24 protein-coding genes are annotated in these 26,750 nt (G+C 66.5%); 14 read left to right on the forward strand and 10 right to left on the reverse strand.

Annotated elements, in window-relative coordinates; all coding sequences use genetic code 11:
* Positions 1–20: 20 nt before the first annotated feature.
* Positions 21–1,208 carry an MFS transporter gene (locus AC5P60_RS07565; RefSeq protein WP_033833946.1) on the forward strand — a complete coding sequence of 396 codons (1,188 nt, stop codon included), beginning with the start codon at positions 21–23 and terminating at the stop codon, positions 1,206–1,208.
* Positions 1,209–1,256: 48 nt separating this feature from the next.
* Here AC5P60_RS07565 and AC5P60_RS07570 read toward each other — a convergent pair whose 3' ends face one another.
* The 5 genes from AC5P60_RS07570 to AC5P60_RS07590 form a co-directional block, all read right to left on the reverse strand.
* Positions 1,257–1,937, reverse strand: a complete 681-nt coding sequence (locus AC5P60_RS07570; protein WP_033833947.1) for a DUF2058 domain-containing protein — start codon at positions 1,935–1,937, stop codon at positions 1,257–1,259.
* Positions 1,938–1,947: 10 nt separating this feature from the next.
* On the reverse strand, positions 1,948–2,190 hold the full coding sequence (locus AC5P60_RS07575; protein ID WP_005410256.1) for a SlyX family protein: 243 nt from the start codon (positions 2,188–2,190) through the stop codon (positions 1,948–1,950).
* A complete protein-coding gene (locus AC5P60_RS07580) occupies positions 2,183–3,532 on the reverse strand; it encodes a UDP-glucose dehydrogenase family protein (RefSeq protein WP_005410257.1) in 1,350 nt (449 codons plus the stop codon). Before AC5P60_RS07580 ends, AC5P60_RS07575 begins: the two co-directional genes overlap by 8 nt.
* Positions 3,533–3,555: 23 nt before the next feature.
* Positions 3,556–4,533: an FKBP-type peptidyl-prolyl cis-trans isomerase gene (locus tag AC5P60_RS07585; RefSeq protein ID WP_005413927.1), complete on the reverse strand. Its 978-nt coding sequence runs from the start codon at positions 4,531–4,533 to the stop codon at positions 3,556–3,558.
* Between the two features lie 96 nt (positions 4,534–4,629).
* Positions 4,630–5,217 (reverse strand): glutathione peroxidase, encoded by a 588-nt coding sequence (locus tag AC5P60_RS07590; RefSeq protein ID WP_005410259.1) that lies wholly within the window; start codon positions 5,215–5,217, stop codon positions 4,630–4,632.
* Positions 5,218–5,582: 365 nt separating this feature from the next.
* Here AC5P60_RS07590 and AC5P60_RS07595 point away from each other — a divergent pair, with 365 nt between their 5' ends.
* From AC5P60_RS07595 to AC5P60_RS07625, 7 genes are all read left to right on the forward strand, one after another.
* Complete coding sequence (locus tag AC5P60_RS07595; protein WP_005410260.1) at positions 5,583–5,819, forward strand: hypothetical protein; 237 nt, start codon at positions 5,583–5,585, stop codon at positions 5,817–5,819.
* A 2-nt stretch (positions 5,820–5,821) separates the two neighbouring features.
* Positions 5,822–6,181: a GntR family transcriptional regulator gene (locus AC5P60_RS07600; protein ID WP_005410261.1), complete on the forward strand. Its 360-nt coding sequence runs from the start codon at positions 5,822–5,824 to the stop codon at positions 6,179–6,181.
* The gene (locus AC5P60_RS07605) at positions 6,181–7,056 is read left to right on the forward strand and encodes an ABC transporter ATP-binding protein (RefSeq protein ID WP_005410262.1); all 876 of its coding nucleotides are present in this window, start codon (positions 6,181–6,183) and stop codon (positions 7,054–7,056) included. Before AC5P60_RS07600 ends, AC5P60_RS07605 begins: the two co-directional genes overlap by 1 nt.
* Complete coding sequence (locus AC5P60_RS07610) at positions 7,053–8,081, forward strand: ABC-2 transporter permease (RefSeq protein ID WP_005410263.1); 1,029 nt, start codon at positions 7,053–7,055, stop codon at positions 8,079–8,081. Before AC5P60_RS07605 ends, AC5P60_RS07610 begins: the two co-directional genes overlap by 4 nt.
* Before the next feature lie 25 nt (positions 8,082–8,106).
* Positions 8,107–8,994, forward strand: coding sequence for a DUF4097 family beta strand repeat-containing protein (locus tag AC5P60_RS07615; RefSeq protein WP_033833949.1), 888 nt, complete (start codon positions 8,107–8,109; stop codon positions 8,992–8,994).
* A gap of 30 nt (positions 8,995–9,024) precedes the next feature.
* Positions 9,025–9,636, forward strand: coding sequence for a YggN family protein (locus AC5P60_RS07620; protein WP_005413931.1), 612 nt, complete (start codon positions 9,025–9,027; stop codon positions 9,634–9,636).
* Positions 9,637–9,736: 100 nt separating this feature from the next.
* Positions 9,737–10,162: a hypothetical protein gene (locus AC5P60_RS07625; protein WP_033833950.1), complete on the forward strand. Its 426-nt coding sequence runs from the start codon at positions 9,737–9,739 to the stop codon at positions 10,160–10,162.
* Positions 10,163–10,265: 103 nt separating this feature from the next.
* Here the strand turns inward: AC5P60_RS07625 and AC5P60_RS07630 are convergent, their stop codons facing one another.
* Positions 10,266–11,693, reverse strand: a complete 1,428-nt coding sequence (locus tag AC5P60_RS07630; protein WP_033833951.1) for a class II fumarate hydratase — start codon at positions 11,691–11,693, stop codon at positions 10,266–10,268.
* Between the two features lie 293 nt (positions 11,694–11,986).
* Between AC5P60_RS07630 and purB the strand changes: the two genes are divergently transcribed.
* The 6 genes from purB (at position 11,987) to lpdA (ending at position 22,112) form a co-directional block, all read left to right on the forward strand.
* Positions 11,987–13,354: an adenylosuccinate lyase gene (purB, locus tag AC5P60_RS07635; RefSeq protein ID WP_024958488.1), complete on the forward strand. Its 1,368-nt coding sequence runs from the start codon at positions 11,987–11,989 to the stop codon at positions 13,352–13,354.
* Between the two features lie 676 nt (positions 13,355–14,030).
* Positions 14,031–15,446 (forward strand): ribosomal protein uL16 3-hydroxylase, encoded by a 1,416-nt coding sequence (locus tag AC5P60_RS07640; RefSeq protein ID WP_049452169.1) that lies wholly within the window; start codon positions 14,031–14,033, stop codon positions 15,444–15,446.
* A gap of 8 nt (positions 15,447–15,454) precedes the next feature.
* Entirely contained in the window at positions 15,455–16,351 is an 897-nt protein-coding gene (locus tag AC5P60_RS07645; RefSeq protein ID WP_049452168.1) for a GNAT family N-acetyltransferase, read from the forward strand.
* Between the two features lie 186 nt (positions 16,352–16,537).
* Entirely contained in the window at positions 16,538–19,369 is a 2,832-nt protein-coding gene (locus AC5P60_RS07650) for a 2-oxoglutarate dehydrogenase E1 component (protein ID WP_005410271.1), read from the forward strand.
* 40 nt (positions 19,370–19,409) lie between these two features.
* Positions 19,410–20,612: a dihydrolipoyllysine-residue succinyltransferase gene (gene sucB / locus AC5P60_RS07655; protein ID WP_005410272.1), complete on the forward strand. Its 1,203-nt coding sequence runs from the start codon at positions 19,410–19,412 to the stop codon at positions 20,610–20,612.
* Between the two features lie 63 nt (positions 20,613–20,675).
* Positions 20,676–22,112, forward strand: coding sequence for a dihydrolipoyl dehydrogenase (gene lpdA, locus AC5P60_RS07660; RefSeq protein WP_005410273.1), 1,437 nt, complete (start codon positions 20,676–20,678; stop codon positions 22,110–22,112).
* A gap of 161 nt (positions 22,113–22,273) precedes the next feature.
* On the opposite strand, the gene AC5P60_RS07665 is transcribed toward lpdA, so the two are convergent.
* The 4 genes from AC5P60_RS07665 to AC5P60_RS07680 form a co-directional block, all read right to left on the reverse strand.
* Complete coding sequence (locus tag AC5P60_RS07665) at positions 22,274–22,519, reverse strand: hypothetical protein (RefSeq protein WP_033835429.1); 246 nt, start codon at positions 22,517–22,519, stop codon at positions 22,274–22,276.
* A complete protein-coding gene (locus tag AC5P60_RS07670; protein ID WP_483693342.1) occupies positions 22,516–22,728 on the reverse strand; it encodes a hypothetical protein in 213 nt (70 codons plus the stop codon). Before AC5P60_RS07670 ends, AC5P60_RS07665 begins: the two co-directional genes overlap by 4 nt.
* A gap of 168 nt (positions 22,729–22,896) precedes the next feature.
* Positions 22,897–24,486 (reverse strand): alkaline phosphatase D family protein, encoded by a 1,590-nt coding sequence (locus AC5P60_RS07675; RefSeq protein WP_483693341.1) that lies wholly within the window; start codon positions 24,484–24,486, stop codon positions 22,897–22,899.
* Positions 24,486–26,729 carry a TonB-dependent receptor family protein gene (locus AC5P60_RS07680; protein WP_049452166.1) on the reverse strand — a complete coding sequence of 748 codons (2,244 nt, stop codon included), beginning with the start codon at positions 26,727–26,729 and terminating at the stop codon, positions 24,486–24,488. Before AC5P60_RS07680 ends, AC5P60_RS07675 begins: the two co-directional genes overlap by 1 nt.
* Positions 26,730–26,750: the final 21 nt, after the last annotated feature.

The raw sequence follows: 26,750 nt of genomic DNA on the forward strand, positions 1-26,750 counted from the left end.
TTTTGCTTCATCATTCCGCGATGACCGTTCCCGTTGCCCGTCTTTCCAGCTTCTACCTGTTCTATTACGCGGCGCTGGGCGCGTTCACTCCGTACTGGAGCCTGTTCCTCACTGCACGCGGGATGAGCGTGACCGCCATCAGCGTGATGATGGGGCTGTGGTATGCCACACGCGTGGTTGCACCCAGTGCCTGGACCTCGCTGGCAGCCACCTCACCGCGGCCGATCCGACTGTTGCGCATCGGCTGCGTACTGACCCTGATCAGCTTCGCCGCATTCCTGCTGCCTCTGCCGCAGCCATGGATGTATCCGGCGATGATCGTGTTCTGCTTCTTCTACAACGCGGTGATGCCGCAGTTCGAGTCGATCACCCTCACCCATCTCGGCAGCGACAGCCATCGCTACGGCCTGATCCGGGTCTGGGGTTCGCTTGGGTTCATCGCCATCGTCACCCTGTTCGGCTGGCTGATCGAAGGTGACGGCACCGCCGGCCGCGCCGGGCTGCTGCCCTGGATGATGCTGCCGCTGTTCGTCCTGCTGGTCGCCTCGGCCTTCAGCAACCACTACGCACGCGACATCGGCAGGACCGGCGGCGATGCCAGCGGCTTCTGGCAGATCGTGCGCCGCCCGCCGGTGCTGGCGTTCTTCCTGGCCGCTTTCATGGAGCAGCTCTCGTTCGGCCCGTACTACACCTTCTTCTCGGTCTACATGGACCACCACGGCTATCGCACATCCACGCTCGGCCTGCTCTGGACCATCGGCGTGGTGTTCGAAGTGGGCGTGTTCTTCACCATCGGCCGCTTCTTCCGCCGCTATGACGCCAGCTGGATGCTGCTGATCGCGCTGGTCAGTTCCTGCCTGCGCTGGGCGGTGACCGCACTGTTCCCGGAAAACCTGCCGGTGATGCTGCTGGCGCAGACCGCGCACGCGCTGGGCTTTGCCGCGTTCTTCGCCGCGGCGATGCAGATGCTGGCGATCTACTTCCCCGGACGCCTCAATGGCCATGGCCAGGGCCTGCTGTACGGTTTCTCGTCCGGTGTCGGCGGCGTGCTGGGCGCGCTCATCGCCGGCCAACTGTGGAAGATCGACGAGGGACGCACGGCCTTCCTCGCCGGTAGCGGATTCGCTCTGGTCGGCGCACTGCTGTGCTTCTTCGCGCTGAGCCTGCCGTTGATCCGTGCACGCCGCAGCACTGCGCGCGTCCGGTAACGAAAACGCCGGGCAATGCCCGGCGTTTTCATCGTGCAGCAGGTGCAGTTACCAGACCAGGTCGTCCGGTACCTGGTACTGCGGGTCTGCGTAGGGATCTTCCTCGGCCGGCGCGTTCGGGTCGACCTTCAGTGCCACCGATGCGGCAAACACCGCTTCGGACTGTGCCAGCACTTCGGCGGTCACCAGCAGGTAACGGCCATTGAGCTGGACCACGCCCAGCTCACCGGCATTGAGCGCGGTCAGCTGTTCGGCGGTCACGTAGATGCGCTTGATCTTGCCGCCATACGGGAAGTGGCGAGCGATATCAGCCGCCTCGGAGTTCAGGCCCTTGTCCTTCAGCAGTTCTTCCAGCTTGGCCTTCGCCTCGCGGCGCACGCGTGCTTCTTCCTGCTTCAGGCGCTCGGTCTCGATGCGCTCTTCCTTCTCACGCTGCGCACGGATGGCATAGGCCTTGGCCAGATCCATCTCTTCGGCGCTGCGCGGCTTGCGCGGGCCCTGCTGGCCCGGGCCACGCGACTGGCCGGGCCTGCCCGGGCCACCGTGGCCATGCCCGCGACGCTCGCCGGGCTTGTGCTCGCCCTTGCCAGCGCCCTGCGGCTTTCCATTGCCGTTGCCACCCTTGCCCTGCGGGCGGCCATCACGGCGGGGGCCATCATTCTTGCGCTCGGGCTTGGGCGCGGGCCTGAAGCCCAGGCCCATCAGCTGGTCGCGGAGGGTATCGCTCATAGGATTCGGATCAGTAGTGCGGCGGCGGTGGTTCGCTCGCCGGATCGGAAGAATTCAGTGCGTTGCGGACCTTGCCCAGGTCCTCCAGCAGCACACGCAGCACGTCGGCGTTGCGCATGCCCTGCATGCGGGCATCGGCCAGCGCATCGCTCAATTCGGCAAGCGCCTGTTCCTGGAAGGACACGCGCATTTCCAGTTCGACCAGGCGCGCTTCCAGCGCCTGCTCGCGTTCGGTCGGCAGCAGGTCAGACATGCAGCGAACGCCCCCGGCCAATGCCGTAGTACGCCAGGCCGGCAGCTTCCACTTCGGCAGGATCGTACAGATTGCGCCCATCGAACACCGCCGCGTCCTTCAGCTGCTCGCGCAGCTTCTGGAAGTCGGGGCTGCGGAACTGCTTCCACTCGGTGACCACCACCAGCGCGTCGGCCCCTTCGAGGGCCTCATCAGCACTGCTGCAGAACACCAGGTCATCGCGCTCGCCGAAGATGCGCTGCGATTCATGCATCGCTTCCGGGTCGTAGGCACGCACCGTGGCACCGCCCTCCCACAGCTGCGCCAGCAGGCGACGGCTGGAGGCTTCACGCATGTCGTCGGTGTTCGGCTTGAAGGCCAGGCCCCACACGGCAAAGGTCCTGCCGCGCACGCCTTCGTCCTCGCCCTTGTCGTAATGACGCTGGATGAGGGCGAACAGGTGGCCCTTCTGCGCATCGTTGACCGCTTCCACCGCGTTCAGCAGCTTCGGCTCAAGACCATGCTGCTGGGCGGTGCGGGCCAGCGCCTGCACGTCCTTGGGGAAGCAGGAGCCACCGTAGCCGGCGCCCGGGTAGATGAAGTGCCAGCCGATGCGCGGGTCCGAGCCGATGCCCTGGCGGACCTGCTCGACGTCGGCACCGACGCGCTCGGCGATGTTCGCGATTTCGTTCATGAACGAAATCTTGGTCGCCAGCATCGCGTTCGCCGCGTACTTGGTCAGCTCGGCCGAGCGCACGTCCATTTCCACCACTCGGTCGTGGTTGCGGTTGAACGGCGCATACAGACGACGCATCACCGCGACCGACTCCTCGCTGGTCGCACCAATGATGATGCGGTCCGGGCGCATGCAGTCGGCGACCGCGTCGCCTTCCTTCAGGAATTCCGGGTTGGACACCACGTCAAAGGTGATATCCGCGCCACGCGCGGCAAGTTCTTCAGCAATGGCCGCACGCACCTTGTCGGCGGTGCCCACCGGCACCGTCGACTTGTTGACCACCACGGTCGGCACGCTCATGTGCCGGCCAATGGTACGGGCCACGGCCAGTACGTACTGCAGGTCAGCGCTGCCATCCTCGTCCGGCGGGGTACCGACGGCGATGAACACCACCTGGCCATGCGCGATCGCGGACGCGGCATCGGTGGTGAATGCCAGCCGCGACGCGGCGTGGTTGGCCTTCACCATCGGCTCCAGGCCGGGCTCATAGATCGGGATGATGCCCTGGTTGAGGCCATCCACCTTGGCCTGGTCGATATCGACGCAGACCACCTGATGACCGACATCGGCCAGGCAGGTACCGGTCACCAGACCTACATAACCGGTACCGAAAATCGCAACGCGCATGTCCGTGCAGGCTCCGTGGTGGCTTACGGCAGGACGCCCAGCAGCTCGACGTCGAACGTCAGAGTCGCGTTCGGGCCGATCGGGCCACCCGGCGTGCCGTTCTCGCCATAAGCCAGATTGCCCGGGATCCAGAAGCGGTACTTCGAACCGACCGGCATCAGCGCAACGCCCTCGGTCCAGCCCTTGATCACCTGGTCCAGGCCGAACTCGGCCGGCTGACGACCATAGGAGCTGTCGAACACGGTGCCGTTGAGCAGCTTGCCTTCATAGTTCACGCGCACCTTGCTGCTCGGCAGCGGGCGCTCGCCGCTACCCGGGCGGATGACCTGGTACTGCAGGCCCGAGGCCGTCGTCACGACGCCCGGCTGGGTCTTGTTCTTGGCCAGGAAGGCATTGCCTTCTTCGCGGTTGGTCTGCGCAGCAGCGGCAGCCTTGGCCTGCATTTCAGCCTGCTTGCTGCCCATGAAGGCCTGGATGGTGGCGGTCGCGTCAGCTTCCGTCATCTTCGGCTGGCCCTTGGTCAGGCCGGTGCTGATCGCGTCAAACAGCGAGGCAACATCGATGTCGTCCTTCAGCTGCGCCAGCGACGGGCCCACAGAGTAGGAACCGATCATCTGCGACACCTTGACGCGGTCGACCTTCGGCGGCTGCGAACCCGGCGCCATGCCCGGCACCTGCTGGCCGCTGCGGGCCATCACGACCTGGCGCAGGGCCGCGTCGGTGGCCTTGGCCTGTTCCTGGGTGATCTGCGGCTGCAGGCCTTCGAACGAACGCTCCACGGCGGTGCGCAGCGCGGCCACGTCGATCTCATCGGCGATCGGGGTGAACGACTTGGCCACGTCCAGGCCGATGGCGTAGCCGAGCTTCTGCTTGGGGGAATTCAAGGTTGCGGTCTCCTTGGCGGCTGCGGGGGCAGCCGATTGTTGCGACAGAGCGACACCTGAAGTGCCCATCGCCAGAATCAGAACCGACGCCGCGGCGCCGCGCATTCCCATCTTCATTCGCTGCATTCCTGGAAGTGTCTGGGCGCCGACGTCGGCGCGAAAAGAAGCATTGTCGCACGCATGCCGTCGATGTCGAGGCATCCGTGCCGGATATCAATGTGCGGCCGCTGCGGCCAGCGCCTTGTCGATGGCCGCAGTCAGCTGCGGATCATCCGGCGTCACCTTGCTGGCGAACTGGGCGATGACCTTGCCATCGCGGCCGACCAGGTACTTGTGGAAATTCCAGCCCGGTGCCACGCCGGTGGCCGCGGTCAACCGTTGATAGAGCGGCGTCGCCTCCGCACCGACCACGTGCACCTTCTCGAACATCGGGAACTTGACCCCGTAGGTGAGCGTGCAGAAATCCTGGATCTGCTTCTCGTCACCGGGCTCCTGGCCCTTGAAATCGTTGGACGGGAAGCCGAGCACGGCAAAGCCGCGGCCGGCATAGCGCTTCTGCAGCGCCTCCAGGCCTTCGTACTGAGGGGTATAGCCGCACTTGCTTGCGGTATTGACCACCAGCAGCACCTGCCCGTGGTAGCGCTGCTGCAGGTTGACCTGCTGCTTGCTGGCCAGCGGGCGGTAGTCGAGGTCGAGAAGATCGGCCGCCAGCACCTGGGTGGAACCGGCCAGGCCGGCTACCAGCAGGGTCAGCAGGGACAGGCCGCGCAGGCGGCGCGGCATAACGGTCGGCAAGGGCATCGAGAGCAGTCCGCGGTGGCCATTCACAGGGCCGGCCGGTAGCGGCCGGAGTCGGCCGAACTATAGCACCGGGCCCCCTTCCCCCTTGTTGCAAGGGGCGCCTGTGGCTTTGCGCGGCGTGGCGCTTTCCTGCACGACCCGCCAGCAACGGCGCAGTAATGACATAGCATGGACAACACTGAATGGAAGGCGGGCCTGGGTCGGCCCGCGCCAGAACCTGATTTCCCTTCCGAATCAATCAGATAAACGGATATTTCAGCGATTTGACCACCCCTGCCATCAGTTGGGGACGGCAAGGGGTTGCACGTAGGCGTGCCGGTGTTATAGTTGCATACAACACCAGTCACCTGAGACAGGGGGAAGCCATGAACGCCCGGATCCGTCGCAACCTCACCGCACCCGCGGCCGCTGCTGTTTCGACCCTGATCGTGCTGGCCTGGCTGGCCACGCCCACCGCCCCCGCCTCGCCCGACAGTGCGCAGGATGCAATCGCTACACCGGCCGGGAACGCCGATTCCTCCCCCCCTCCCCCGCGTCGGCTGCACAGCTCCCTGTCCATGCCGTATTTCTCGTTCGCCCAGCCGCTGACCCCACGGAGCTGAATATGAGCGACATCCAGTGGAGCGACGGCGCTCCCATCTACCGTCAGTTGAAGGAGCGCGTGATCGCCATGATGCTCGACGGAATCCTCAAGCCGGGCGATGCCCTGCCTTCGGTGCGCCAGGTGGCCGCCGATTACCAACTGAACCCCATCACCGTTTCGCGCGCTTACCAGGAACTGGCCGACGAAGGCCTGGTCGAAAAGCGCCGCGGGCTGGGCATGTTCATGACCGAGCAGGCCGCCACGCAGCTGCGCAGCAGCGAGCGCGAGCGCTTCCTCAATGAAGAATGGCCGGCCGTGCTGGAGCGCATCCAGCGCCTGGGCCTGAGCCTCGACGAATTGCTGCCCCAGGGGAAAGTCTGATGAATAGCACCGCAAGCGAACCGGTCATCACCGCCCGCGGCCTGCGCAAGGCCTACAAGTCCACCGTTGCCCTCGACAGTGCCAGCTTCAGCATTCCGAGCGGGCGCATCGTCGGCCTGATCGGTCCCAATGGCGCCGGCAAGACCACCGCGCTGAAGGCCATTCTTGGCCTCACCTCGGTGGAAGGTGAGTTGAGCGTGCTCGGGCGCGACCCGCGGCTGCACCGCGACGAACTGATGAACGACATCTGCTTCATCGCCGACGTCGCCGTGCTGCCGCGCTGGCTGAAGGTGCGCGAAGCCATCGATTTCGTCGCCGGCGTGCATCCGCGCTTCGACCGCGCCCGCTGCGAGCGCTTCCTGGCCAACACCAAGCTGCAGCCGAAGCAGCGCGTGCGCGAGCTGTCCAAGGGCATGATCGTGCAGCTGCACCTGGCGCTGGTGATGGCCATCGATGCCCGCATCCTGGTACTGGACGAGCCCACCCTGGGCCTGGACATCCTGTACCGCAAGGAGTTCTACCAGCGCCTGCTGGAAGACTACTTCGACGAGCAGAAAACCATCATCGTCACCACCCACCAGGTGGAAGAGATCGAGCACATCCTCAGCGACGTCATGTTCATCCGTGATGGCCGAATCGTGCTCGATGCGGAAATGGACGAGGTCGGCCAGCGTTACACGGAACTGCTGGTCAACGCCGACCAGCTGGAGACCGCGCGCGCCCTGAAGCCGATCGACGAACGCAGCCTGGCGTTCGGCAAGACCGTGATGCTGTTCGACGGCGTACCGCGCGCCCAGCTTTCCACCCTTGGCGAGACCCGCAGCCCGGGCCTGGCCGACCTGTTCGTCGCCGTCATGAAGGGGACCTACGCATGAATGCCGTCAACCATCCCGTCAGCCCCCTCGGCACGCTGCGCTGGCTGCTCAAGCGCGAGTACTGGGAAAACCGCGGCGGTTTCCTGTATGCCCCGCTGATCGCCGGCCTGATATCGCTGGTGATGAGCACCGTTGGCATCGCCTTCGGCCTGTTCGCGCTGAACCGCGCGGCGCGCAACGGTGCGCTGCATGTCGATGGCGAGAGCGTGAACGTCAATGGCCTGGACCTGGCGCTGCTCACCCGCAACATCGACGGCAAGGACCTTGCCGACCTCGGTAACGGCCTTGACCTGACCCTGGTGCTCAGCTCGGCATGGCCGTTCCTGGTGCTGGCCTTCGTGGTGTTCTTCTATTGCCTCGGCGCCCTGTACGACGACCGCCGCGACCGCAGCATCCTGTTCTGGAAGTCGTTGCCGCTGTCGGATACCCAGACCGTGCTGTCCAAGGTCATCAGCGCACTGGTCGTGGCACCGCTGATCGCGGTGATTGCCGGCATCATCACCATGTTCGGCTTCATGCTGATCATCAGCATCGTCGCGCTGATGCACGGTGGCAGCCCGATGGCGCTGATCTGGGGGCCCGCCAGCCCGTTGACCCTGGCCGCTGGCCACCTGAGCTGGATTCCGGTCTACGCGCTTTGGGCCCTGCCCACTGCAGGGTGGCTGCTGCTGTGCTCGGCCTGGGCCAAGAGCAAGCCGTTCCTGTGGGCGGTGATGCTGCCACTGTTTGCCGGCGTCATCGTCAGCACCACCAAGATCATGCCGCTGTTCGGCCTGACCACCGGCTGGTTCTGGCAGAACATCGTCGGCCGCCTGCTGCTGGGCGGCGTGCCCGGCATGGACCTGCTGTACCGCCTCGGCGCAGGTGAAGGTTCGCGCCGCGACCTGGATTCGGTGGTCAGCCTGATGTCCCCCGCCTCGCAGCTGAAGTCGCTGGCGATGCCGGAGCTGTGGATCGGTGCGGCCGTCGGGGCACTGTTCATCTTCCTCGCCATCCGCCTGCGCAAGCGCGCCGGCGAGATCTGATTCCATCCACCCGGAGGCACCACCCATGCGTTCCCTGCTCGCCTGTTCTGCGTTGTTGCTGTTGCCGTTGTCGGCGCTGGCCGCCGATGCTCCGAACTGCAAGTTCACTGCCGCCCGCGCGCTGAAGCTGGACGTGGCCGGTGCCAGGACGGTGGTGTTCGAGGTCAACCAGCATGACCTGAAGGTGGTCGCCAGCGCTGGCGGCGGCCAGCTGGACGGCCGCGCCTGCGCGTCCAGCCAGGAATGGCTGGACCAGCTGGTACTGGACCAGCGCAAGGTGGGCGACAAGCTGGTGGTGAGCCTGCGCCGCGACGGCCGCCAAAGCGGCATCAGCCTGGGCAACAGCTACGCCTGGCTGGATATCCGTGGCAGCGTGCCGGACAACCTGCCGCTGCAGTTCAAGGTCGGCTCGGGTGACGCCAGCGTGGAGAACGCACAGTCGCTCAGCGTGGACGTCGGCTCCGGTGACGCGGTGGCCCGCGGTACCCGTGGCAGCATCCACGCTGCAGTGGGTTCCGGCGACCTCACCATCGATGGCGGCAGTTCGCTGAATCTGCTGTCGCTGGGTTCGGGCGACGTCAATGTCCGCAACATCGGCGGCGATGCCATCACCGGCACTGTCGGTTCGGGTGACCTGAAGATCACCGATGTGCGTGGCAACGCACGCCTGGATACGGTCGGCTCCGGCGACATCGAGTTCAAGCGCGTGCAGGGCAGCGTCGAAGTCGGCGTGGTCGGCTCCGGTGGCATCGATCTGGCCGATATCGGCGGCAACGTGCATGTGCGCAGCCACGGCTCGGGCGACATCCAGGTGGACGGCGTACGCGGCAGCCTGACCGTCGATCACAGCGGCAGCGGCGATATCGAACACCGCAACGTCAGCGGCCGGGTCACCCTGCCGCGCAGCAAGTAATCCTCTTCCACACACGTCCAGGGGAACATCATGAACCTGTTGCGCCTGCTGCCCGCTACCCTGCTGTGCCTGCCGCTGATCGCCTGTGGTGGCACGTCCTCCGCCCCCGACAAGAGCGTCGGCAAGAGCGTCGCCGAAGCCACCAGCGGCGTTGGCCAGACCGTCAAGGAAGCCATGGACGATGCCCGCAAGGACATCGCCCAGGGCAACATCAAGATCTCGGCCGACAAGCAGCCGCGTGCGGAGATCACGCCGGATGGCCGCCTGCTGATCGCCGGCAAGGAGGTCGCCGCCAACGACGTCCAGCGCCGCCACCTGCAGGAGTACCGCGGTCACGTGGTCGCCGTTGCGATGGCGGGCATGGATGTCGGGCTGGCCGGCGCCAAACTCGGCGCCAACGCCGCCGGTGAAGCGCTGAAGGGCATCTTCAGCGGCGACAGCGAAGGGGTGGAGAAGCGCATCAACGCCGAAGCCGCCAAGATCGAGGCCCAGGCCAAGCGCATCTGCGATCGCCTGCCGGCGATGCTGGCCAGCCAGCAGGCACTGGCGCGCGAGCTGCCGGCATTCAAGCCCTACGCGACGATGGACCAGAGCGACGTGGACGACTGCGGCAAGGACAACTCGGTCACGTTCTCCAACTGAGACAAATCGACGCACCCGACCGGCTGCGGCCTTCCGTTGCCGGTCGGGCACTGTCGGCGGGCTTACAATGGGCCCCCCGGATGCCCCCGAACCGAACGCCATGAAGAAGTTGTTCCTGCTGCTGGCCGCCCTGCTCTGCCTGGGCCTGGTCGGCTGCGACAAGGATTACCGCAATCACCGCGCCGAGCGCGGCAAGCCCAAGATTTCCGTCAGCGAAGGCATGGTGACCGTGCGCCGCCCGCCGGCACCGAACATCATCATCCTCGGCGACGGCACGATGAAGGTGGACGAGATCCAGATTCCACTGGACGACGGGCAGAAGCAGATGCTGCAGACGATGTTCGGCAAGCTGCAGGTGCTGCGCCAGAACACGCTGGTGGCCGCACCGGCCGATCCGAACATGCAGCCGGTGAAGATCCAGCCGCCGGAGGGCATGGAGGTGATCCCGGCCGACCTGATCCAGCGCATCCCCGAGTTCAAGGATTACACCGACACCTTCGGCAACATCGTCGCCGACCGTCGCTGACGAAAAACGCCGCCCGAGGGCGGCGTTCTTCGTTTCCGTAGAGTCGAACCATGCCCGACTCCGGAACAACCGTCGAGCGTGGCTCGACTCTGCAACCGGCAGATCACCCCCCGGCGCCACCACCGCCAGCCTGGATGCCACCAGCAGTCAGCGCAGTCGGGTCCAGCAGGCGACGCAGCTCGGCCTCGTCAAGCCCGCTGTCTTCCAGCGCCACGTCCAGCACCGGGCGCTGTTCCTTGTAGGCACGCTTGGCAATCGCCGCTGCCTTCTCGTAGCCGATGATCGGGTTCAGCGCGGTGACCAGGATCGGGTTGCGCGCCAGCGCCTCGGCCACGCGGTCCTCGCGCACCTTCAGCCCGGCGATCGCGCTGTCGGCCAGCAGCCTGGACACATTGGCGAGCAGGCCGATGCCATCGAGCAGGTTCACCGCGATCAACGGCAGGGTGACGTTGAGCTGGAAGTTGCCGGTCTGCCCGGCCACGGTGATCGCGGTGTGGTGGCCGATCACCTGCGCGCAGGCCATCACCGTGGCTTCCGGAATGACCGGGTTGACCTTGCCTGGCATGATCGAGCTGCCCGGCTGCAGTGCCGGCAGTTCGATCTCGCCCAGCCCGGCCAGCGGACCGGCGTTCATCCAGCGCAGGTCATTGGCGATCTTGATCAGCGCCACGGCCAGCGCATTGAGCTGGCCCGACAGTTCCACTGCATCATCCTGCGCGGCCAGACCTTCGAACTTGTTCTCGGCGCTGTCGAACTTGAAACCGGACTGCTGCTTCAGCGCCTTGGCCACCTGTGCACCGAAGCGTGGGTCGGCATTGATGCCGGTCCCGATGGCGGTGCCGCCCAGCGGCAGGCGGCGCACGCGCTTGAGGCTGTCTTCGATGCGCTCCTGCGCCGAGGCCAGCTGCGCCGACCACGCACCGAATTCCTGCTCGAAGGTGAGCGGCATCGCGTCCATCAGGTGGGTACGGCCGGTCTTGACCACCTTGCGCAGGCTGCGGCCCTTCTTGTCCAGGGTCTTGCGCAGGTGCACCAGCGCCGGCAGCAGCTGCTCGTGCGTCGCCAGCACCGCCGACACCCGCAGCGCAGTCGGAATCACGTCATTGGAGCTCTGCCCCTGGTTGACGTGGTCATTGGGATGCACGGTGGTCTTGCCCGCCTTGCCGGCACGGTTGGCCAGGGTGGCGATGACCTCATTGGCATTCATGTTCGACGACGTGCCCGAACCCGTCTGGTAGACGTCGATCGGGAACTGCGCGTCCCAGTTGCCGGCGGCCACTTCGGCAGCAGCGGTCTGGATGGCCTTGGCCACATTCTTCGGCAGGTGGCCCAGCTCGGCGTTGACGCCGGCGGCTGCGCCCTTGACCAGGCCCAGGGCGCGGATGAAACCGCGCGGCATGCGCTGGCCCGACACCGGGAAATTCTGCACGGCGCGCTGGGTCTGCGCGCCCCACAGGGCATCGGCAGGCACCTGCAGCTCGCCCATGCTGTCGTGTTCGATTCTGAAACCCTTGCTTGCAGCTTTGCTCATTGCATCAACTCCGCACTACTTCAGTTGGGGAAAGGGAAGCGGCGGCTGGCAGGGTGTCGCTTCCCGGGCTGGCGGCTGCGGCCACAATACTCCCTTGCCCGCAGCATGGGATGACGAGGGCGGGCCAGATCGTTCCACCTGCACGGCCGTTCTGCGCGCGCAAGGGTAGTGCCGGCCGCTGGCCGGCAATCCATGGAATCGAGGGCCGGGCGTGGTTGCCGGCCCGCGGCCGGCACTAGCTGACCGGCACGTCGTAGAATATGGCCCCCGCCGCTCGTCCCAGCCCTGCCGACATGTCCGATTCCGCCCTGCTCGCCCTGTCCCCGCTCGATGGCCGCTACGCCGGCAAGGTCGACGCCCTGCGCCCGATCTTCTCCGAATACGGCCTGATCAAGGCCCGCATCGTGGTCGAGGTGGAATGGCTGCTGGCGCTGGCCGCCGAACCGGGCATCGTCGAACTGGCGCCGTTCTCCGACGCCGCCGTCGCCCGCCTGCGCGGGTTGGCCGCCCGCTTCAGCCCGGCCCAGGCCGCGCGCGTGAAGGAGATCGAGCGCACCACCAACCATGACGTCAAGGCGGTGGAGTACTTCATCAAGGAACAGCTGAAGGACGACGCCGAGCTGGCTCCGGCGCTGGAATTCGTGCATTTCGCCTGCACCAGCGAAGACATCAACAACCTCAGCTACGGCCTGATGCTGGAACAGGCCCGCCGCGAGGTGCTGCTGCCGACCCTGGACGGCATCGCCACCACGCTGCGCAACCTCGCCCACGCCCAGGCCGGCCAGCCGATGCTGTCGCGCACCCATGGCCAGACCGCCTCGCCGACCACGCTGGGCAAGGAGCTGGCCAACGTGGTCGCCCGCCTGGAGCGCCAGCGCCGGCAGATCGCCGCGGTCGAGCTGACCGGCAAGATCAACGGCGCGGTCGGCAACTACAACGCCCACGTGGCCAGCTACCCGGACGTGGACTGGCCGGCCTTCGCCGAGCGCTTCGTGACCGGCCTGGGCCTGGTGTTCAACCCGTACACCACGCAGATCGAGCCGCACGACAATGTTGCCGAGATCGGCGATGCCGCGCGCCGCGCCAACATCATCCTGATCGACCTGGCCCGCGACATCTGGGGCTACATCTCGCTGGGCTACTTCAAGCAGCGCCTGAAGGAAGGCGAAGTCGGCTCGTCGACGATGCCGCACAAGGTCAATCCGATCGATTTCGAGAATGCGGAAGGCAACTTCGGTATCGCCAACGCGCTGTTCGAGCACTTCAGCGCGAAGCTGCCGATCAGCCGCTGGCAGCGTGACCTGACCGATTCCACCGTGCTGCGCGCACTGGGCACCGCGTTCGGCCACAGCCAGGTGGCGCTGGATTCGCTGGCCAAGGGCCTGGGCAAGCTGGAGGTGAACCCACAGCGCCTGGACGCCGATCTGGACGCGGCCTGGGAAGTGCTGGCCGAGGCCGTGCAGACGGTGATGCGCCGCCACGGCCTGCCGAACCCGTATGAGCAGCTGAAGGCGCTGACCCGTGGCCAGGGCATCACCGCCGAGTCGATGCGTGCGTTCGTGCAGGGGCTGGAGCTGCCGGCGGATGCGAAGCAGCGCCTGCTGGAGATGACCCCCGGCAGCTACACGGGTCTGGCCGAGGCCCTGGCGAAGAAGATCTAAGGGGTTTCCTTTGCGGCGGCGGCCGCGGGCGCTGCCTGCGGCAGGCAACGGCAACGGCAACGGCGACAGCAACATCAACGTCCAGAGCGGCTCTGGATTGCTGCTAGCTGGGCGGGGCGGGAGGGGCCAGCGGGACACGCCGTGAACCCATCCATGGGGGCTCGATGGCGCCATCCATGGCACCAACGGTCCCGCTGGCCCCTCCCGCCCCACCTCTGACAGATTTCCGGTGACGGATCGAAGAGCGTGGGGTTGTCGGGACGGAATTTGAAAGAGGGACGCGGCTTCGCCGCGTCCCTCTTTTGTTTTGGGACGAGCAAGCGCAGCGCGCGACCCGCTTTTGCCTTGCTTTTTCTTCTTCCATTCCGTGGCGGGCCGCGCAGGAAACTGTCAGGGGCCGGGCGGGGTGGGTTCGCGGGACCGTTGGCGCCATGGATGGCGCCATCGAGCCCCCATGGATGGGTTCACGGCGTGTCCCGCGAACCCACCCCGCCCGGCCCAGCCCAGGAAGCCGGCGCTTTGCGCGACCAACCACCCCGCCACGAGGGGCTCCGCCGTTGGCCGGACACCCCGCGACAAACCCGCGCACGTGCGCAATCCCGACGAACGGCGGACAATGGAGACCTTGGCGGCCCGCCGCGCCGCCCCTCCCGCTTTCCGCTGCAAGGATTCCCCCATGGCCGCCCGCAAGTCCTCCGCCCCCCTGATCGAAGTCACCGCCCGCCCCGGCCAACCGCTGGGCATGGCGCCGGCCACCTTCCTGCGCGACTTCTGGCAGAAGCGCCCGCTGCTGATCCGCAACGCCTTCCCCGACTTCCAGACCCCGGTGCAGCCGGAAGACCTGGCCGGGCTGGCCTGCGAAGAAGGCGTGCTGGCGCGCCTGATCGAGCACGACAAGACCCAGGACGGCTGGCGCGTGCGTACCGGCCCGTTCCAGGAAGACGTGTTCCCCGCCCTGCCCGACCACGACTGGACCCTGCTGGTGCAGGACGTGGACAAGTGGGACCCGGACGTGCGCGCCCTGATCGAGCACTTCAGCTTCCTGCCGCGCTGGCGCATGGATGACGTGATGATCAGCTTCGCCGCCACCGGCGGCTCGGTCGGCGCCCATGTCGACCAGTACGACGTATTCCTGCTGCAGGCCCACGGCCACCGCCGCTGGCAGATCGATGCCAGCGAATCGATCAAGGGCAGGCAGCCGCCGCTGGGCTTCCGCCCCGACGTGGAGCTGAAGCTGCTGAAGGTGTTCAAGCCCACCCACGACTGGGTGCTGGCGCCGGGCGACATGCTGTACCTGCCGCCGAACGTGCCGCACCACGGCGTCGCTGAAGACCCCTGCCTGACCTTCTCCTTCGGCATGCGTGCGCCGTCCTCGGCCGAGCTGATCAGCGACTACCTGGACACCCTGATCGCCGACGCCGACGAGAACATCCGCTACCAGGATGCCGACCTGAAGGTGCCGGCCGACCCGAACGAGATCGACACGGTGGCGATGGCGCGGGTGATCACCGCGCTCAATGCCATCCGCATGAACGATCCGGACAAGCTGGGTGACTGGTTCGGCCGTTTCATCACCACCTACCGCGCGGCCGGCGAAGTGATGGCCCACCAGGCCGCACCGGCACAGGAGGAAGTGGTCCAGGCCCTGGCCTCGGGCCTGCTGCTGCAGCGTCATCCGTGGGCACGCCTGGCCTGGCGCCGGGCCAAGCGCGGCGCCAGCCTGTACGTCAGTGGCCAGGACTTCGCGCTGCCGGTGAAGGACGCGCAGCGCCTGGCCGGCGCCGAGCAGCTCGATGCCGCCGCCTATCGCGGCCTGTCCGACAAGGGCCGCGCGGTGGTCCAGCAGCTGTTGGTCGGTGGCGTGTTCCAGCTGATCGATCCGAACGAGGTGTATGACGCTGAAGATGAGGATGACGGCGAAGACGCCGTGGTGCTCGGCGAAGTGGTTGAAGGCCGTGACCGTGTCGACGCGATCGACGCCGAGGCGGTGTCCGACGATGTCCACACCGTGACCGTGCACGACGACGGCATCGAGGTCATCGTCAACTTCGAGGATCACGACGAAGACGACAGTGACGACGGTCGCGCCTGAGCCCTGCCATGGTCCGGGTCCAGCAGGTCAGCCACGCCGACGCCCACGTTGCCATCCACGACGTGCGCCAACGCGTGTTCGTGCAGGAACAGGGCATCACCGCCGAACTGGAACGCGATGCGCTGGACCCGCTCAGCGCCCATGTGCTGGCGCTGGACAGTGACAACCAGCCGGTCGGCACCGGTCGGCTGGCCCCGGACGGCCGCATCGGCCGCATGGCGGTGTTGGCCAGCCATCGCAGCCACGGGGTCGGTGAGGCCCTGCTGGAGGCACTGGTCGAGGCCGGGCGCAGGCTCGGCCTGGCCGAGCTGCACCTGCACGCCCAGCTGCCCGCCCGCGATTTCTATGCCCGCCAGGGCTTCCTGCCGGAAGGCGAGGTATTCGAGGAGGCCGGCATCGGCCACCAGCAGATGCGCCGCCGGTTGGGCGCGGCCAGTGCCATCGACAGTCGCGAGCAGGCGGTGGCCATCACCACGGCCATCGTCCACCGCGCCCGCCGCCAAGTGTGGCTGCACAGCCGTCAGCTGGACCCGGGACTGCTCGACGCGCCGTCGGTACAGGCCGCCCTGCGCCGCTTCGTCACCGCCCGCCACGACAAGCAGCTGCGGGTGATCGTGCACGACGCCGCCGCCATCGCGTCTGCCGGGGCGCCGCTGCTGGCCTTGGCTCAACGCCTGCCCAGTGTGATCCAGTTCCGCGAGGCCACCGATCCGGTCGACCGTGCACTGGCCTCGGCCTGCCTGCTCAACGACGCCGGCGACTTCTACTTTCGTCTGATCGGTCATCGCCTCGACGGCGAGGCAGGCGTCGCGCTGCCTGCACGTTCGCAGCCGTTCGAGCAGCAATTGCAGCGGGTCTGGGACCGTTCGCGCGATTGCAGCGAACTGCGTGCGCTCGGCATCTGAGCGGGTACCGCCTACTCAACCTGTCTGGAAGCGGCACCGGGGGACCCGGGATGCCCGTTTTGGTGCCCCTTCCTGTCCGGATGGGGGTACAATTTGGCTGTTTGAACGCGCCCGCGCAGGGCTATTCATCTTCCTGCCGGGTCCTTCTGAAGCCATACCCCACAAAGCGAATCAACACCCTCCATCGTGGACAATCAACTGAAGCAGTTTGCGCAATCTTCGCAGCTCGCCGGCGGCAACGCCTCCTATGTCGAGGACCTGTACGAGCAGTACCTGGTCTCCCCGGACAGTGTCGATCCCAAATGGAAGACCTACTTCGACGGCTTCAAGGGCCGCGAAGCAGGCGACATTCCGCACTCGGCCGTCATCTCCCACATTGCGGACGCGGCCAAGGAAGCGCTGAAGGCCGGCACCGGCAACGGTGCGGGCGACGAGCGTGAACGCAATGTCGGTCGTCTGATCACCGCCTACCGCTCGCGCGGCCACCTGGACGCCCGCCTCGATCCGCTGGGCCTGGCCGCGCCGGTCAACACCCCGGACCTGGGCCTGCCGTTCCACAGCCTGTCCGATGCCGACCTCAACAGCGAGTTCAGCACCGGCGGCGTCGGTGGCCAGCCGCGCATGAAGCTGCGCGACCTGCTGGCACGCCTGAAGGCGACCTACACCGGCTCGATCGGTGCGGAGTTCATGCACATCTCCGAGGTCGAGCAGCGCCAGTGGATCTACAAGAAGCTGGAAGCAGCCGGCGGCAACTACCAGCTGGACGCTGACACCCAGCGCCGCACCCTGGAGCGCCTGACCGCGGCCGAAGGCCTGGAGCGCTACCTGCACACCAAGTACGTCGGCCAGAAGCGCTTCTCGCTGGAAGGCGGCGACTCGCTGATCCCGATGATGGACACCATCATCCGCAGCGCCGGCAAGGATGGCGTCAAGGACGTGGTGATCGGCATGGCCCACCGCGGCCGCCTGAACGTGCTGGTCAACACCCTCGGCAAGAACCCGCGCAAGCTGTTCGACGAGTTCGAAGGCAAGTTCGAGCACGACGAGCACGCTTCTGCCGGCGACGTGAAGTACCACATGGGCTTCTCGGCCGACGTGGCTACCGACGGCGGCCCGGTGCACCTGGCGCTGGCGTTCAACCCGTCGCACCTGGAAATCGCCGACCCGGTCGTGGCCGGTTCCGTGCGTTCGCGCCAGGAGCGCCGCAAGGACACCGCACGCAAGCAGGTCATGCCGATCCTGATCCACGGCGATGCGGCCTTCTCGGGCCAGGGCGTGGTCATGGAGCTGTTCCAGATGTCGCAGGCCCGCGGCTTCGCCGTCGGCGGCACCGTGCACATCGTGGTCAACAACCAGGTCGGCTTCACCACCTCCAACCCGCTGGACACGCGCTCCACGCGCTACGCCACCGACGTGGCGAAGATGATCGCCGCCCCGGTGCTGCACGTGAACGGCGATGATCCGGAAGCGGTGGTGTTCGCCGCGCAGCTGGCCTTCGAGTTCCGCCAGAAGTTCGCCAAGGACGTGGTCATCGACCTGATGTGCTACCGCCGTTGGGGCCACAACGAGGCCGACGAGCCGGCGATCACCCAGCCACTGATGTACCAGGTGATCCGCAAGCACCCGACCACCCGCGAGATGTACGCCGAGCAGCTGGAAAAGGCAGGCGTGATCGCTGCCGGTGCCGGCAAGGCGATGGTCGATGCCTACCGCGAGAAGCTCGATGCCGGTGAGGTGACCACCGAGCTGGCCAAGGTCGAGAAGACCCCGCCGACCAGCCCGCTGTTCGTCGATTGGCCGAAGCTGCTGGAAGGCAAGCTGTCCGACCCGGTCTCGACCAAGGTCGAGAAGAACAAGCTGGTCGAACTGGCCAAGCTGATCAACACCATTCCCGAAGACGTGCAGCTGCACTCGCGCGTGGCCAAGGTCTATGACGACCGCCGCAAGATGGCCGCCGGCGAGATCCCGGGCGACTGGGGCTTTGCCGAGAACCTGGCCTACGCCACCCTGCTCGACGAAGGTCACGCACTGCGCCTGGTCGGCCAGGACGTCGGTCGCGGTACGTTCACCCACCGCCACGCGATCCTGCACGACCAGAAGACCGACAACTACTACATGCCGCTGCGGCAGCTGGTGGATTCGCCGGAGAAGGCCACCGTCATCGATTCGCTGCTGAGCGAAGAAGCGGTGATGGCCTACGAGTACGGCTTCTCCACCACCGATCCGAACACGCTGTGCATCTGGGAGGGCCAGTTCGGCGACTTCGCCAACGGCGCCCAGGTGGTGATCGACCAGTTCATCGCCGCCGGTGAAGCCAAGTGGGGCCGCATTTCCGGCCTGACCCTGCTGCTGCCGCATGGCTATGAAGGGCAAGGCCCGGAGCACAGCTCGGCGCGCCTGGAGCGCTTCCTGCAGCTGTGTGCACTGGAGAACATGCTGGTGGTGGTTCCGTCCACCCCGGCACAGGCCTTCCACATGCTGCGCCGCCAGCTGCACCTGACCACCCGCAAGCCGCTGGTGGTGATGTCGCCGAAGTCGCTGCTGCGCCACAAGCTGGCCGTGTCGACCCTGGACGAACTGGCCAACGGCGAGTTCCAGCACCTGATCGGCGACGCCAGTGCGGACGCCAAGAAGGTCAAGCGCGTGGTGCTGTGCTCGGGCAAGGTCTACTACGATCTGCTGGAAGACCAGACCAAGCGTGGCCAGGACGACGTGGCGATCATCCGCGTGGAGCAGCTGTATCCGTTCCCGCGTGCGCTGCTGGCTGCCGAGCTGAAGAAGTACGGCAAGGCCACCGACGTGGTGTGGACGCAGGAAGAACCGCAGAACCAGGGTGCGTGGTACCAGATCCGCCACCACCTGCAGTTCTGCCTGGCCGATGGCCAGAACCTGCACTACGCCGGTCGCGCACGTTCGGCGTCGCCGGCTGCCGGTCACATGGCTGACCACGTCCGCGAACAGCAGCAGCTGATCGCCGACGCGCTGGTCAACCCGTTCAACGACACGTTCGCTGAATAATCCTCCCCCTATTTAGAAGACAAACCAGGAAGCTCCCGCAATGGCCACCGAAGTCAAAGCCCCGGTACTGCCCGAATCCGTCGCCGACGGCACCATCGCCACCTGGCACAAGAAGGTGGGCGACGCCGTCAAGCGCGACGAAAACCTGCTTGACCTGGAAACCGACAAGGTCGTCCTGGAAGTGCCGTCGCCGGTCGACGGCGTGCTGAAGGAAATCAAGTTCGCCGAAGGCTCGACCGTGACCTCCAGCCAGGTCGTGGCGATCATCGAAGAAGGCGCCGTGGCTGCTGCCCCGGCTCCGGCTGCCGAAGCCGCTCCGGCTGCAGCCGCTGCGCCGGCCGCTGCTGCTCCGGCCGCTGCCGCCGCTCCGGCCCCGGCCGCCAAGTCGGCCGCCGATGCGCTGCCGCCGGGCGCCCGCTTCACCGCCATCACCGAAGGCGTGAACCCGGCCGACGTCGACGGCACCGGCCGTCGCGGCGCGGTGACCAAGGAAGACATCGTCAACTTCGCCCGCAACGGCGGCGCCGGCAAGGCCGGTGGTGCACGTCCGGAAGAGCGCGTGCCGATGACCCGCATCCGCAAGCGCATTGCCGAGCGCCTGATGGAGTCGAAGAACTCCACCGCCATGCTGACCACCTTCAACGAAGTCGACCTGTCCAAGGTGTCGGCGGCGCGCAAGGAACTGCAGGACGAGTTCGTCAAGGCCCACGGCATCAAGCTGGGCTTCATGAGCTTCTTCGTGAAGGCCGCCGCCAACGCGCTGCAGCGCTTCCCGCTGGTCAACGCCTCGATCGACGGCGACGACATCATCTACCACGGCTACTCGGACATCTCGATCGCCGTCTCGACCGAAAAGGGCCTGGTCACCCCGGTCCTGCGCAATGTCGAGCGCATGTCGTTCGCCGACATCGAGAAGACCATCGCCGACTACGCCAAGAAGGCGCGTGACGGCAAGCTGGGCCTGGATGAACTGCAGGGCGGCACCTTCACCGTGACCAACGGCGGCACCTTCGGTTCGCTGCTGTCGACCCCGATCATCAACCCGCCGCAGAGCGCCATCCTGGGGATGCACGCCATCAAGGAGCGTCCGATCGCCCAGAACGGCCAGGTCGTGATCGCGCCGATGATGTACCTGGCGCTGTCGTACGACCACCGCATCATCGACGGCAAGGATTCGGTGCAGTTCCTGGTGGACATCAAGAACCAGCTGGAAAACCCGGGCCGCATGCTGTTCGGCCTGTAAGACACCTCCCGCCCCTCCGCGCCTGCGCGGAGGGGTTCTGGTAATGCATCAAGGAATAATTCAATGGCTGAACAATTCGACGTCGTCGTCATCGGTGCCGGCCCGGCCGGTTACCACGCTGCCATCCGCGCGGCCCAGCTGGGCCTGAAGACCGCCTGCATCGACGCGGCGCTGGGCAAGGACGGCAAGCCGGCCCTCGGCGGCACCTGCCTGCGCGTGGGCTGCATCCCGTCCAAGGCGCTGCTGGATTCCTCGCGCCAGTTCTGGAACATGGGCCACATCTTTGGCGACCATGGCATCAGCTTCAAGGATGCCAAGATCGACGTCGAGGCGATGGTTGGCCGCAAGGACAAGATCGTCAAGCAGTTCACCGGCGGCATCGGCATGCTGTTCAAGGCCAACAAGGTCGCTGCCTATTATGGTTTTGGCGAACTGCAGCCGGGCAACGTGGTCAAGGTCACCCAGCATGACGGTTCCATCGTCGAGCTGAAGGGCACCAACGTCATCATCGCGGCCGGTTCGGATTCGATCGAACTGCCGTTCGCCAAGTTCGACGGCGAGACCATCGTCGACAACGTCGGCGGCCTGGACTTCACCGAAGTGCCGAACCGCCTGGCGGTGATCGGCGCCGGCGTCATCGGCCTGGAACTGGGCAGCGTGTGGAAGCGCCTGGGCGCGGAAGTCACCATCCTCGAAGCCATGCCGGAGTTCCTGGCGGCTGCCGACGCCGAAGTGGCCAAGACCGCTGCCAAGGAATTCAAGAAGCAGGGCCTGGACATCAAGCTCAATGCCAAGGTTTCCAAGACCGAGATCACCGGCAAGGGCAAGAAGAAGGAAGTCATCGTCACCTACACCGACGCTGAAGGCGAAAAGACCCTGACCGTGGACAAGCTGCTGGTGGCCGTTGGCCGTCGCGCGGCCACCAAGGGCCTGCTGGCCGAAGGCACCGGCGTCAAGATCAACGAGCGCGGCCAGATCGAAGTCGACGCGCACTGCCACACCGGCGTCAACGGCGTGTGGGCGGTGGGCGACTGCGTGCGCGGCCCGATGCTGGCGCACAAGGGCTTCGAGGAAGGCATCGCGGTGGCTGAGCTGATCGCCGGCCTGCCGGGCCACGTCAACTTCGACACCATCCCGTGGGTCATCTACACCGAGCCGGAACTGGCGTGGGTCGGCAAGACCGAAGCCCAGCTGAAGGCCGAAGGCATCCCGTACAAGGCCGGCAGCTTCCCGTTCGCCGCCAACGGCCGTGCCGTGGCGATGATCGAGCCGGCGGGCTTCGTGAAGATCCTGGCCCATGCCGAAACCGATCGCATCCTCGGCATGCACCTGGTCGGCGCCAACGTCTCCGAACTGGTGCACGAAGGCGTGCTGACCATGGAGTTCAGTGGCTCGGCCGATGACCTGGCCCGCATCTGCCACGCCCACCCGTCGCTGTCGGAAGTGATCCACGACGCGGCGATGGCGGTCAGCAAGCGCGCCATCCACAAGGCGAACTGATCGGCATCATGGCAGGTGCCGACCGTTGGTCGGCACTCACCTGCAGACGAAAAACCCCGCTTCGGCGGGGTTTTTTGTTGCCCGTTTTCCTGCAGAGCCAAGCCCATGCTCGGCTCTCCGGTCGGCAGCCGCGGAGGGTGAAGCCGAGCGTGGGCTCGGTTCTACACCTTTCCAGCCGGCTTCTTCGGCGGATCGTCACAGATGCGGTGCTGGGCCACGGTTTCACCGGCCTTCCACTCCTTCACCACCCGGCAGCGCTCCTTGGGTTTGACCGCCTTGGCCGCTGCAGCATCCGCCTCATCGGCAGCGGCGGTCTGCTGGCGTTCCAGCCATGCGGACGGCGGCACCTGTGTGGCCAGTGCCGGCCCCGCGAGCAATGCCAGCGCGACCAGCAACACAGCCCTCATGCCGCCACCGGGCCGCCGCCGAGCAGGCGCGCGGGCAGCATGAACAGCGCGCGCAGGAACGCAAACAGCGCCGAGAAGGTGATGCCGACCAGGCGGAACGGCAGGCTCAGCAGCCACACGAACGGCCAGGCGATCAGGGCGAGGATCGCCAGCGGCCAGCACAGCACGAACAGCAGGCACCACACGACGAGCGCGAACAGGGTCTTCATCACGGTCTCCTTGTGGCGGCACCTTGCCGCCTGCGGACACCTTGGCGCCCCGCTCTGGCCGCCCGCAAACGGTTTGCGACGAAACCCGGCTCGGGGCGATGAATCCGGTGGTGGGGAAGCCGAAGATTGATCAGGTTGCCGGCCAGCGGCCGGCACGACCGAACGGATTCACACCAGCACTGCGCCCGGGCGGCCGTGGGTGACCTGGAAGCGCGCCGCAGTGCGCACCGGCGCATCCGCGCGCAGCACGCTGTCGGCGAAGCGCAGCTCCGCATCCACGGTCTGCCGGTTCAGCTGCAGCTTCCACCAGCCGCGGCGGTCACCGTCGAAATAGCGGATGTGCGGGTTCTGCGCTATCGACGGCCCATAGTACGGCCCGTACGGTGTGTCGTCTCCGCCACTGCTGATCGCCGGGGCGATGAATTCGGTGGCCACGATCGGCGCGCTGGCCGCGTCGAAATCCAGCTTCAGGTCGTTGACGAAAGTGGAATGCCAGTCACCACCGAGCACGATGGCATTGCCCTGCCCGCCTGCCTGCATCGCCTGCAGCAATCGCTTGCGTGCGGCGGGATAGCCGTCCCAGGCATCGTTCCAGAAGCGCTCGCGCGCCGTGCCGCCGTCCAGCCGCAGCTGCGCCATCAGCAGCTGCTGCACCACCACGTTCCAGCGCGTGCCGCGTGCGGCCGCCATCGACTGCGCGAACCAGGCTTCCTGGCCCACGCCCAGCATGCTAATGCGTGGATCCAACGCAGCGTCGCAGCGCGGCGACTCGCCCACCCCGCAGGGATTGGCCGGACGGAACTGGCGGCAGTCGAGCAGCACAAGCTGTGCCAGATCGCCGTAACGCAGGCGCCGATGCACGCGCAGGCCACCGTTGCCCGCAGGCGTACTACGCATCGGCAGGTGTTCGTAGAACGCGCGGTAGGCCGCCGCCCGGCGAACGATGAAGTCCTCCGTCGAGACGCCGGGCTTCTCCGGATGGATGCCGGAGTAATCGTTCTGCACTTCGTGGTCGTCCCAGATCACCGCGAACGCGTGGGCGGCGTGCGCGGCCTGCAGATCGGGATCGAGCTTGTACAGCGCGTACTGGTCGCGGTAGCGCTCCAGGCTGACGGTCTCGCCACTGAAGCGTTCCGCATCCAGCGTGCATCCGCGCGCGTTCTGCAGTGGGCTGTACTCGTACAGGTAGTCACCGGCATGCAGCGCCAGGTCGACATCACTCTTCGCGATATCGCGCAGCACCGGGTAGTAGCCACTGTTCCAGGCCTGGCAGGTGCACAGGGCCAGCCGCAGCTGCTGCAGCTGCGTGTCGGGCAGCGGCGCGGTGCGGAAGTGGCCGACCGCGCTTTCCTCGTCACCGTCGCAGGCAAAACGGTAGTAGTAGTCGCGGCCTGGACGCAGGCCATTGACCTCCACGTGCACCGAATGCGCCAGCTCGGGCACCGCCGCGGCGACGCCACGCTGCACCAGCCGGCGCATGCCCGGGTCTTCGGCCACGAACCAGCGCACCGGCACCGCCCGTGATGGCATGCCGCCGCCGTTGAGCGGGTCCGGCGCCAGACGCGTCCACAGTACGGCTCCCTGTGCATCCGGATCGCCGGCGGCGACGCCCAGGGTGAACGGATCACGCCCCAACCGCGGGCGTGGGCCGGCCGTGGCCAGCCCCGGCATCGCCGCCAGTGCGATCGCCGCCCCCGTGCCCTGCCACGCCATGCGCAACAGGCGACGACGGCTTTCCGGATCGACGGGGCCGCGCATCAGAAGTGCACGGTGGCGGTGGCCATCACCTGCCGCGGCGCGCCAACCTGCATGGTCGCCAGGCTGCGGGTCGGGTCGGCGGCGTAGGTGCCGTTGGTGTTGATCGAGGACAGGTAGCGCTTGTCGGTCAGGTTGGTCAGGTTCAGCGCCACGGTCAGGTTCTGCGCCGGGCCGAGCTTGCCGAAGTCGTAGGCCACCGAAGCGTTGACCAGCCAGTAGCTGGGCACCGACACGTCGTTGGTATAGGTCACGTAACGCTTGCCGACATGGTTGGCGGCCAGGCGCAGGTCCCACGGGCCCGGGGTCCAGGCCAGGGTGCTGGCGAACATCCATTCGGGGGTGTCAACGGTCTTCTTGCCGCGGGTCGGCACCACGCCGTTGTTGACGTAGTCGTTGTCGTAGGTGCTGTCATTCCACGACAGCGCGTTGGACCAGGTCAGGTCCTGCATCGGCTTCAGCTGCAGGGTCGCCTCGGCGCCGCGGCTGGTTACCGAACCGACGTTGGAGAACAACGCCGGGCAACCGAGGATGCCCACGCACTGCGCGATGGCCAGCAGACGGTTGTCGAACTTGACGTCGTACACCGCTACCGAGGCTTCATAGCCCTGGCCGTAGCCGCGCCAGCCCAGCTCGATGGTGCGCGACTGTTCCGGCTTCAGGTTCTTCGCGCTGGCATCGAAGGCGGCCTGCGGCACGTTGAACGGGCTGCCCACGCCCAGCGCGTAGGCGGCCACGTTCTTGGCGAACGAGCCGAAGATCTCGTTGCCCTCGTTGAGCTTGAAGTTGAAGCCCGCCTGCGGGAGCAGGCCCTTCTTCGAGGTCAGGCTGCTGTTGTTGGCATAGCTGCCCAGCGGCGTGCGCACGCGGGTGCGGGTGTGCGGCGACTTCGCGCCGATATCGATGGTCAGGCGGTCACCGAACAGGCGGAAGCGGTCCTGCACGTAGAACTGGCGGGTGATGGTGGTGTAGCGCTGGTGCCACACGCGCTGGTCCGGATTGCGCAGGAAGAAGTCGTCGGTGATCGGGCCGTCGATGTAGTAGAAGTTGCGCTGCACGCTGTGGCCGTTGTCTTCGTACCACAGGCCCGCCTCCAGTTCGTGGCCCGCCACGTTCCAGGTGAACGCCGAGGTCACGCCGGTGCGGTCGATCGCATACTCGGTGGTGCGGATCGAGATCGGGATCTCACGGCTGGTGCCCGGGTTGGACGGATTGGACGGGCTGAACCAGTGGCCCTGGCCACGGTTGCTGTGGTTGTAGACGTTGACCTTCAGGCGCATCGATTCGTTCAGGCCGAAATCACCGGCAATGCTGGACACATCGTCATTGCGCAGGCCGTGACCGGAGTAATAGGCGTCCCACGGGCTGTTGACGCCACCACTGTACTTTCCGCGTGCAGCAGCCACCGCGCGATCCCAGTCCGGCGCGTAGTTGTCCCAGTCCCAGCCGAGGCGATCGATCATCTCCAGCGACAGGTCCTGGTAGTCGGCCTCGACGCGGCGCGAAGCGTTGAACAGCGCGGTGATCCTGCTGTCCGTGCCGAAGTTGTAGGTGGCCTTGCCGTTGAACTGCTTCAGTTCCTGCGAGCCCTTGCCCTTCCACTTGTCGCCTTCGGAATACACGCCGGACAGGTAAGCGGCAAAGCCCTGGTGGTCGCCGGTATCGAGGCGCGCATAGCTGCGGCGCGCATTGTCGCTGCCGAAGCTCTGTGCCAGCACGACCCCATATTCGGTGGACGGATCGATCGAGTAGAACTGGAACACGCCGCCGAGGTTGCTGGTGGACGGCGTACCCAGCGCACCAATGCCGGTGGAGACCTCCGCACCGCCCAGGTTCTCGCTGATCACCGCGCGGCTGATGTGCAGGCCGTTGCTGTTGCCGTAGGCCATGTTGCCCAGCGGGATGCCATCGAGGGTGTAGCCCAGGCGATTCTGGTTGAAGCCACGCAGGCTGATGCTGGTGGACCATTCGTAGGCGCCGGTGGCATCGGCAGATTCGAAATGCACGCCCGGCTTGGCCGCCAGCAGCTTCAGCGGGTTGGCACCGGGCGGCAGGACCTTCATGTCCTCGGCGGTCACGCGCTGCACCTGGCGGGCTTCGCCGCGGCCGATCACCGAGATCGAATCGAGGGTCGTGGCCGACTGCGCGTCGGTCGCGGGGGCGGTTTCAGCGACAGCCAGCGACGGCAGCGAAGCACAGACCAGCAGGGCCAGCAGATTGCGGCGAAGCGGAGCGTGGGACGGCATGGAGGCGGATTCCTTGGGCAC

The organism is Stenotrophomonas sp. YJH_SMC_120 (genome assembly GCF_059368675.1).

What these genes read in the sequence shown, in the direction of transcription:
- AC5P60_RS07600 (WP_005410261.1), top strand. Translation starts at nt 5,822, where the DNA reads ATGAGCGACATCCAGTGGAGCGACGGCGCTCCCATCTACCGTCAGTTG.
- AC5P60_RS07595 (WP_005410260.1), top strand. Translation starts at nt 5,583, where the DNA reads ATGAACGCCCGGATCCGTCGCAACCTCACCGCACCCGCGGCCGCTGCT.
- AC5P60_RS07605 (WP_005410262.1), top strand. Translation starts at nt 6,181, where the DNA reads ATGAATAGCACCGCAAGCGAACCGGTCATCACCGCCCGCGGCCTGCGC.
- AC5P60_RS07590 (WP_005410259.1), bottom strand. Translation starts at nt 5,217, where the DNA reads ATGCCCTTGCCGACCGTTATGCCGCGCCGCCTGCGCGGCCTGTCCCTG.
- purB (WP_024958488.1), top strand. Translation starts at nt 11,987, where the DNA reads ATGTCCGATTCCGCCCTGCTCGCCCTGTCCCCGCTCGATGGCCGCTAC.
- AC5P60_RS07580 (WP_005410257.1), bottom strand. Translation starts at nt 3,532, where the DNA reads ATGCGCGTTGCGATTTTCGGTACCGGTTATGTAGGTCTGGTGACCGGT.
- AC5P60_RS07670 (WP_483693342.1), bottom strand. Translation starts at nt 22,728, where the DNA reads ATGAAGACCCTGTTCGCGCTCGTCGTGTGGTGCCTGCTGTTCGTGCTG.
- AC5P60_RS07675 (WP_483693341.1), bottom strand. Translation starts at nt 24,486, where the DNA reads ATGCGCGGCCCCGTCGATCCGGAAAGCCGTCGTCGCCTGTTGCGCATG.
- AC5P60_RS07615 (WP_033833949.1), top strand. Translation starts at nt 8,107, where the DNA reads ATGCGTTCCCTGCTCGCCTGTTCTGCGTTGTTGCTGTTGCCGTTGTCG.
- AC5P60_RS07680 (WP_049452166.1), bottom strand. Translation starts at nt 26,729, where the DNA reads ATGCCGTCCCACGCTCCGCTTCGCCGCAATCTGCTGGCCCTGCTGGTC.
- sucB (WP_005410272.1), top strand. Translation starts at nt 19,410, where the DNA reads ATGGCCACCGAAGTCAAAGCCCCGGTACTGCCCGAATCCGTCGCCGAC.
- AC5P60_RS07640 (WP_049452169.1), top strand. Translation starts at nt 14,031, where the DNA reads ATGGCCGCCCGCAAGTCCTCCGCCCCCCTGATCGAAGTCACCGCCCGC.
- AC5P60_RS07575 (WP_005410256.1), bottom strand. Translation starts at nt 2,190, where the DNA reads ATGTCTGACCTGCTGCCGACCGAACGCGAGCAGGCGCTGGAAGCGCGC.
- AC5P60_RS07630 (WP_033833951.1), bottom strand. Translation starts at nt 11,693, where the DNA reads ATGAGCAAAGCTGCAAGCAAGGGTTTCAGAATCGAACACGACAGCATG.
- AC5P60_RS07610 (WP_005410263.1), top strand. Translation starts at nt 7,053, where the DNA reads ATGAATGCCGTCAACCATCCCGTCAGCCCCCTCGGCACGCTGCGCTGG.
- lpdA (WP_005410273.1), top strand. Translation starts at nt 20,676, where the DNA reads ATGGCTGAACAATTCGACGTCGTCGTCATCGGTGCCGGCCCGGCCGGT.
- AC5P60_RS07570 (WP_033833947.1), bottom strand. Translation starts at nt 1,937, where the DNA reads ATGAGCGATACCCTCCGCGACCAGCTGATGGGCCTGGGCTTCAGGCCC.
- AC5P60_RS07620 (WP_005413931.1), top strand. Translation starts at nt 9,025, where the DNA reads ATGAACCTGTTGCGCCTGCTGCCCGCTACCCTGCTGTGCCTGCCGCTG.
- AC5P60_RS07665 (WP_033835429.1), bottom strand. Translation starts at nt 22,519, where the DNA reads ATGAGGGCTGTGTTGCTGGTCGCGCTGGCATTGCTCGCGGGGCCGGCA.
- AC5P60_RS07625 (WP_033833950.1), top strand. Translation starts at nt 9,737, where the DNA reads ATGAAGAAGTTGTTCCTGCTGCTGGCCGCCCTGCTCTGCCTGGGCCTG.
- AC5P60_RS07565 (WP_033833946.1), top strand. Translation starts at nt 21, where the DNA reads ATGACCGTTCCCGTTGCCCGTCTTTCCAGCTTCTACCTGTTCTATTAC.
- AC5P60_RS07645 (WP_049452168.1), top strand. Translation starts at nt 15,455, where the DNA reads ATGGTCCGGGTCCAGCAGGTCAGCCACGCCGACGCCCACGTTGCCATC.
- AC5P60_RS07585 (WP_005413927.1), bottom strand. Translation starts at nt 4,533, where the DNA reads ATGAAGATGGGAATGCGCGGCGCCGCGGCGTCGGTTCTGATTCTGGCG.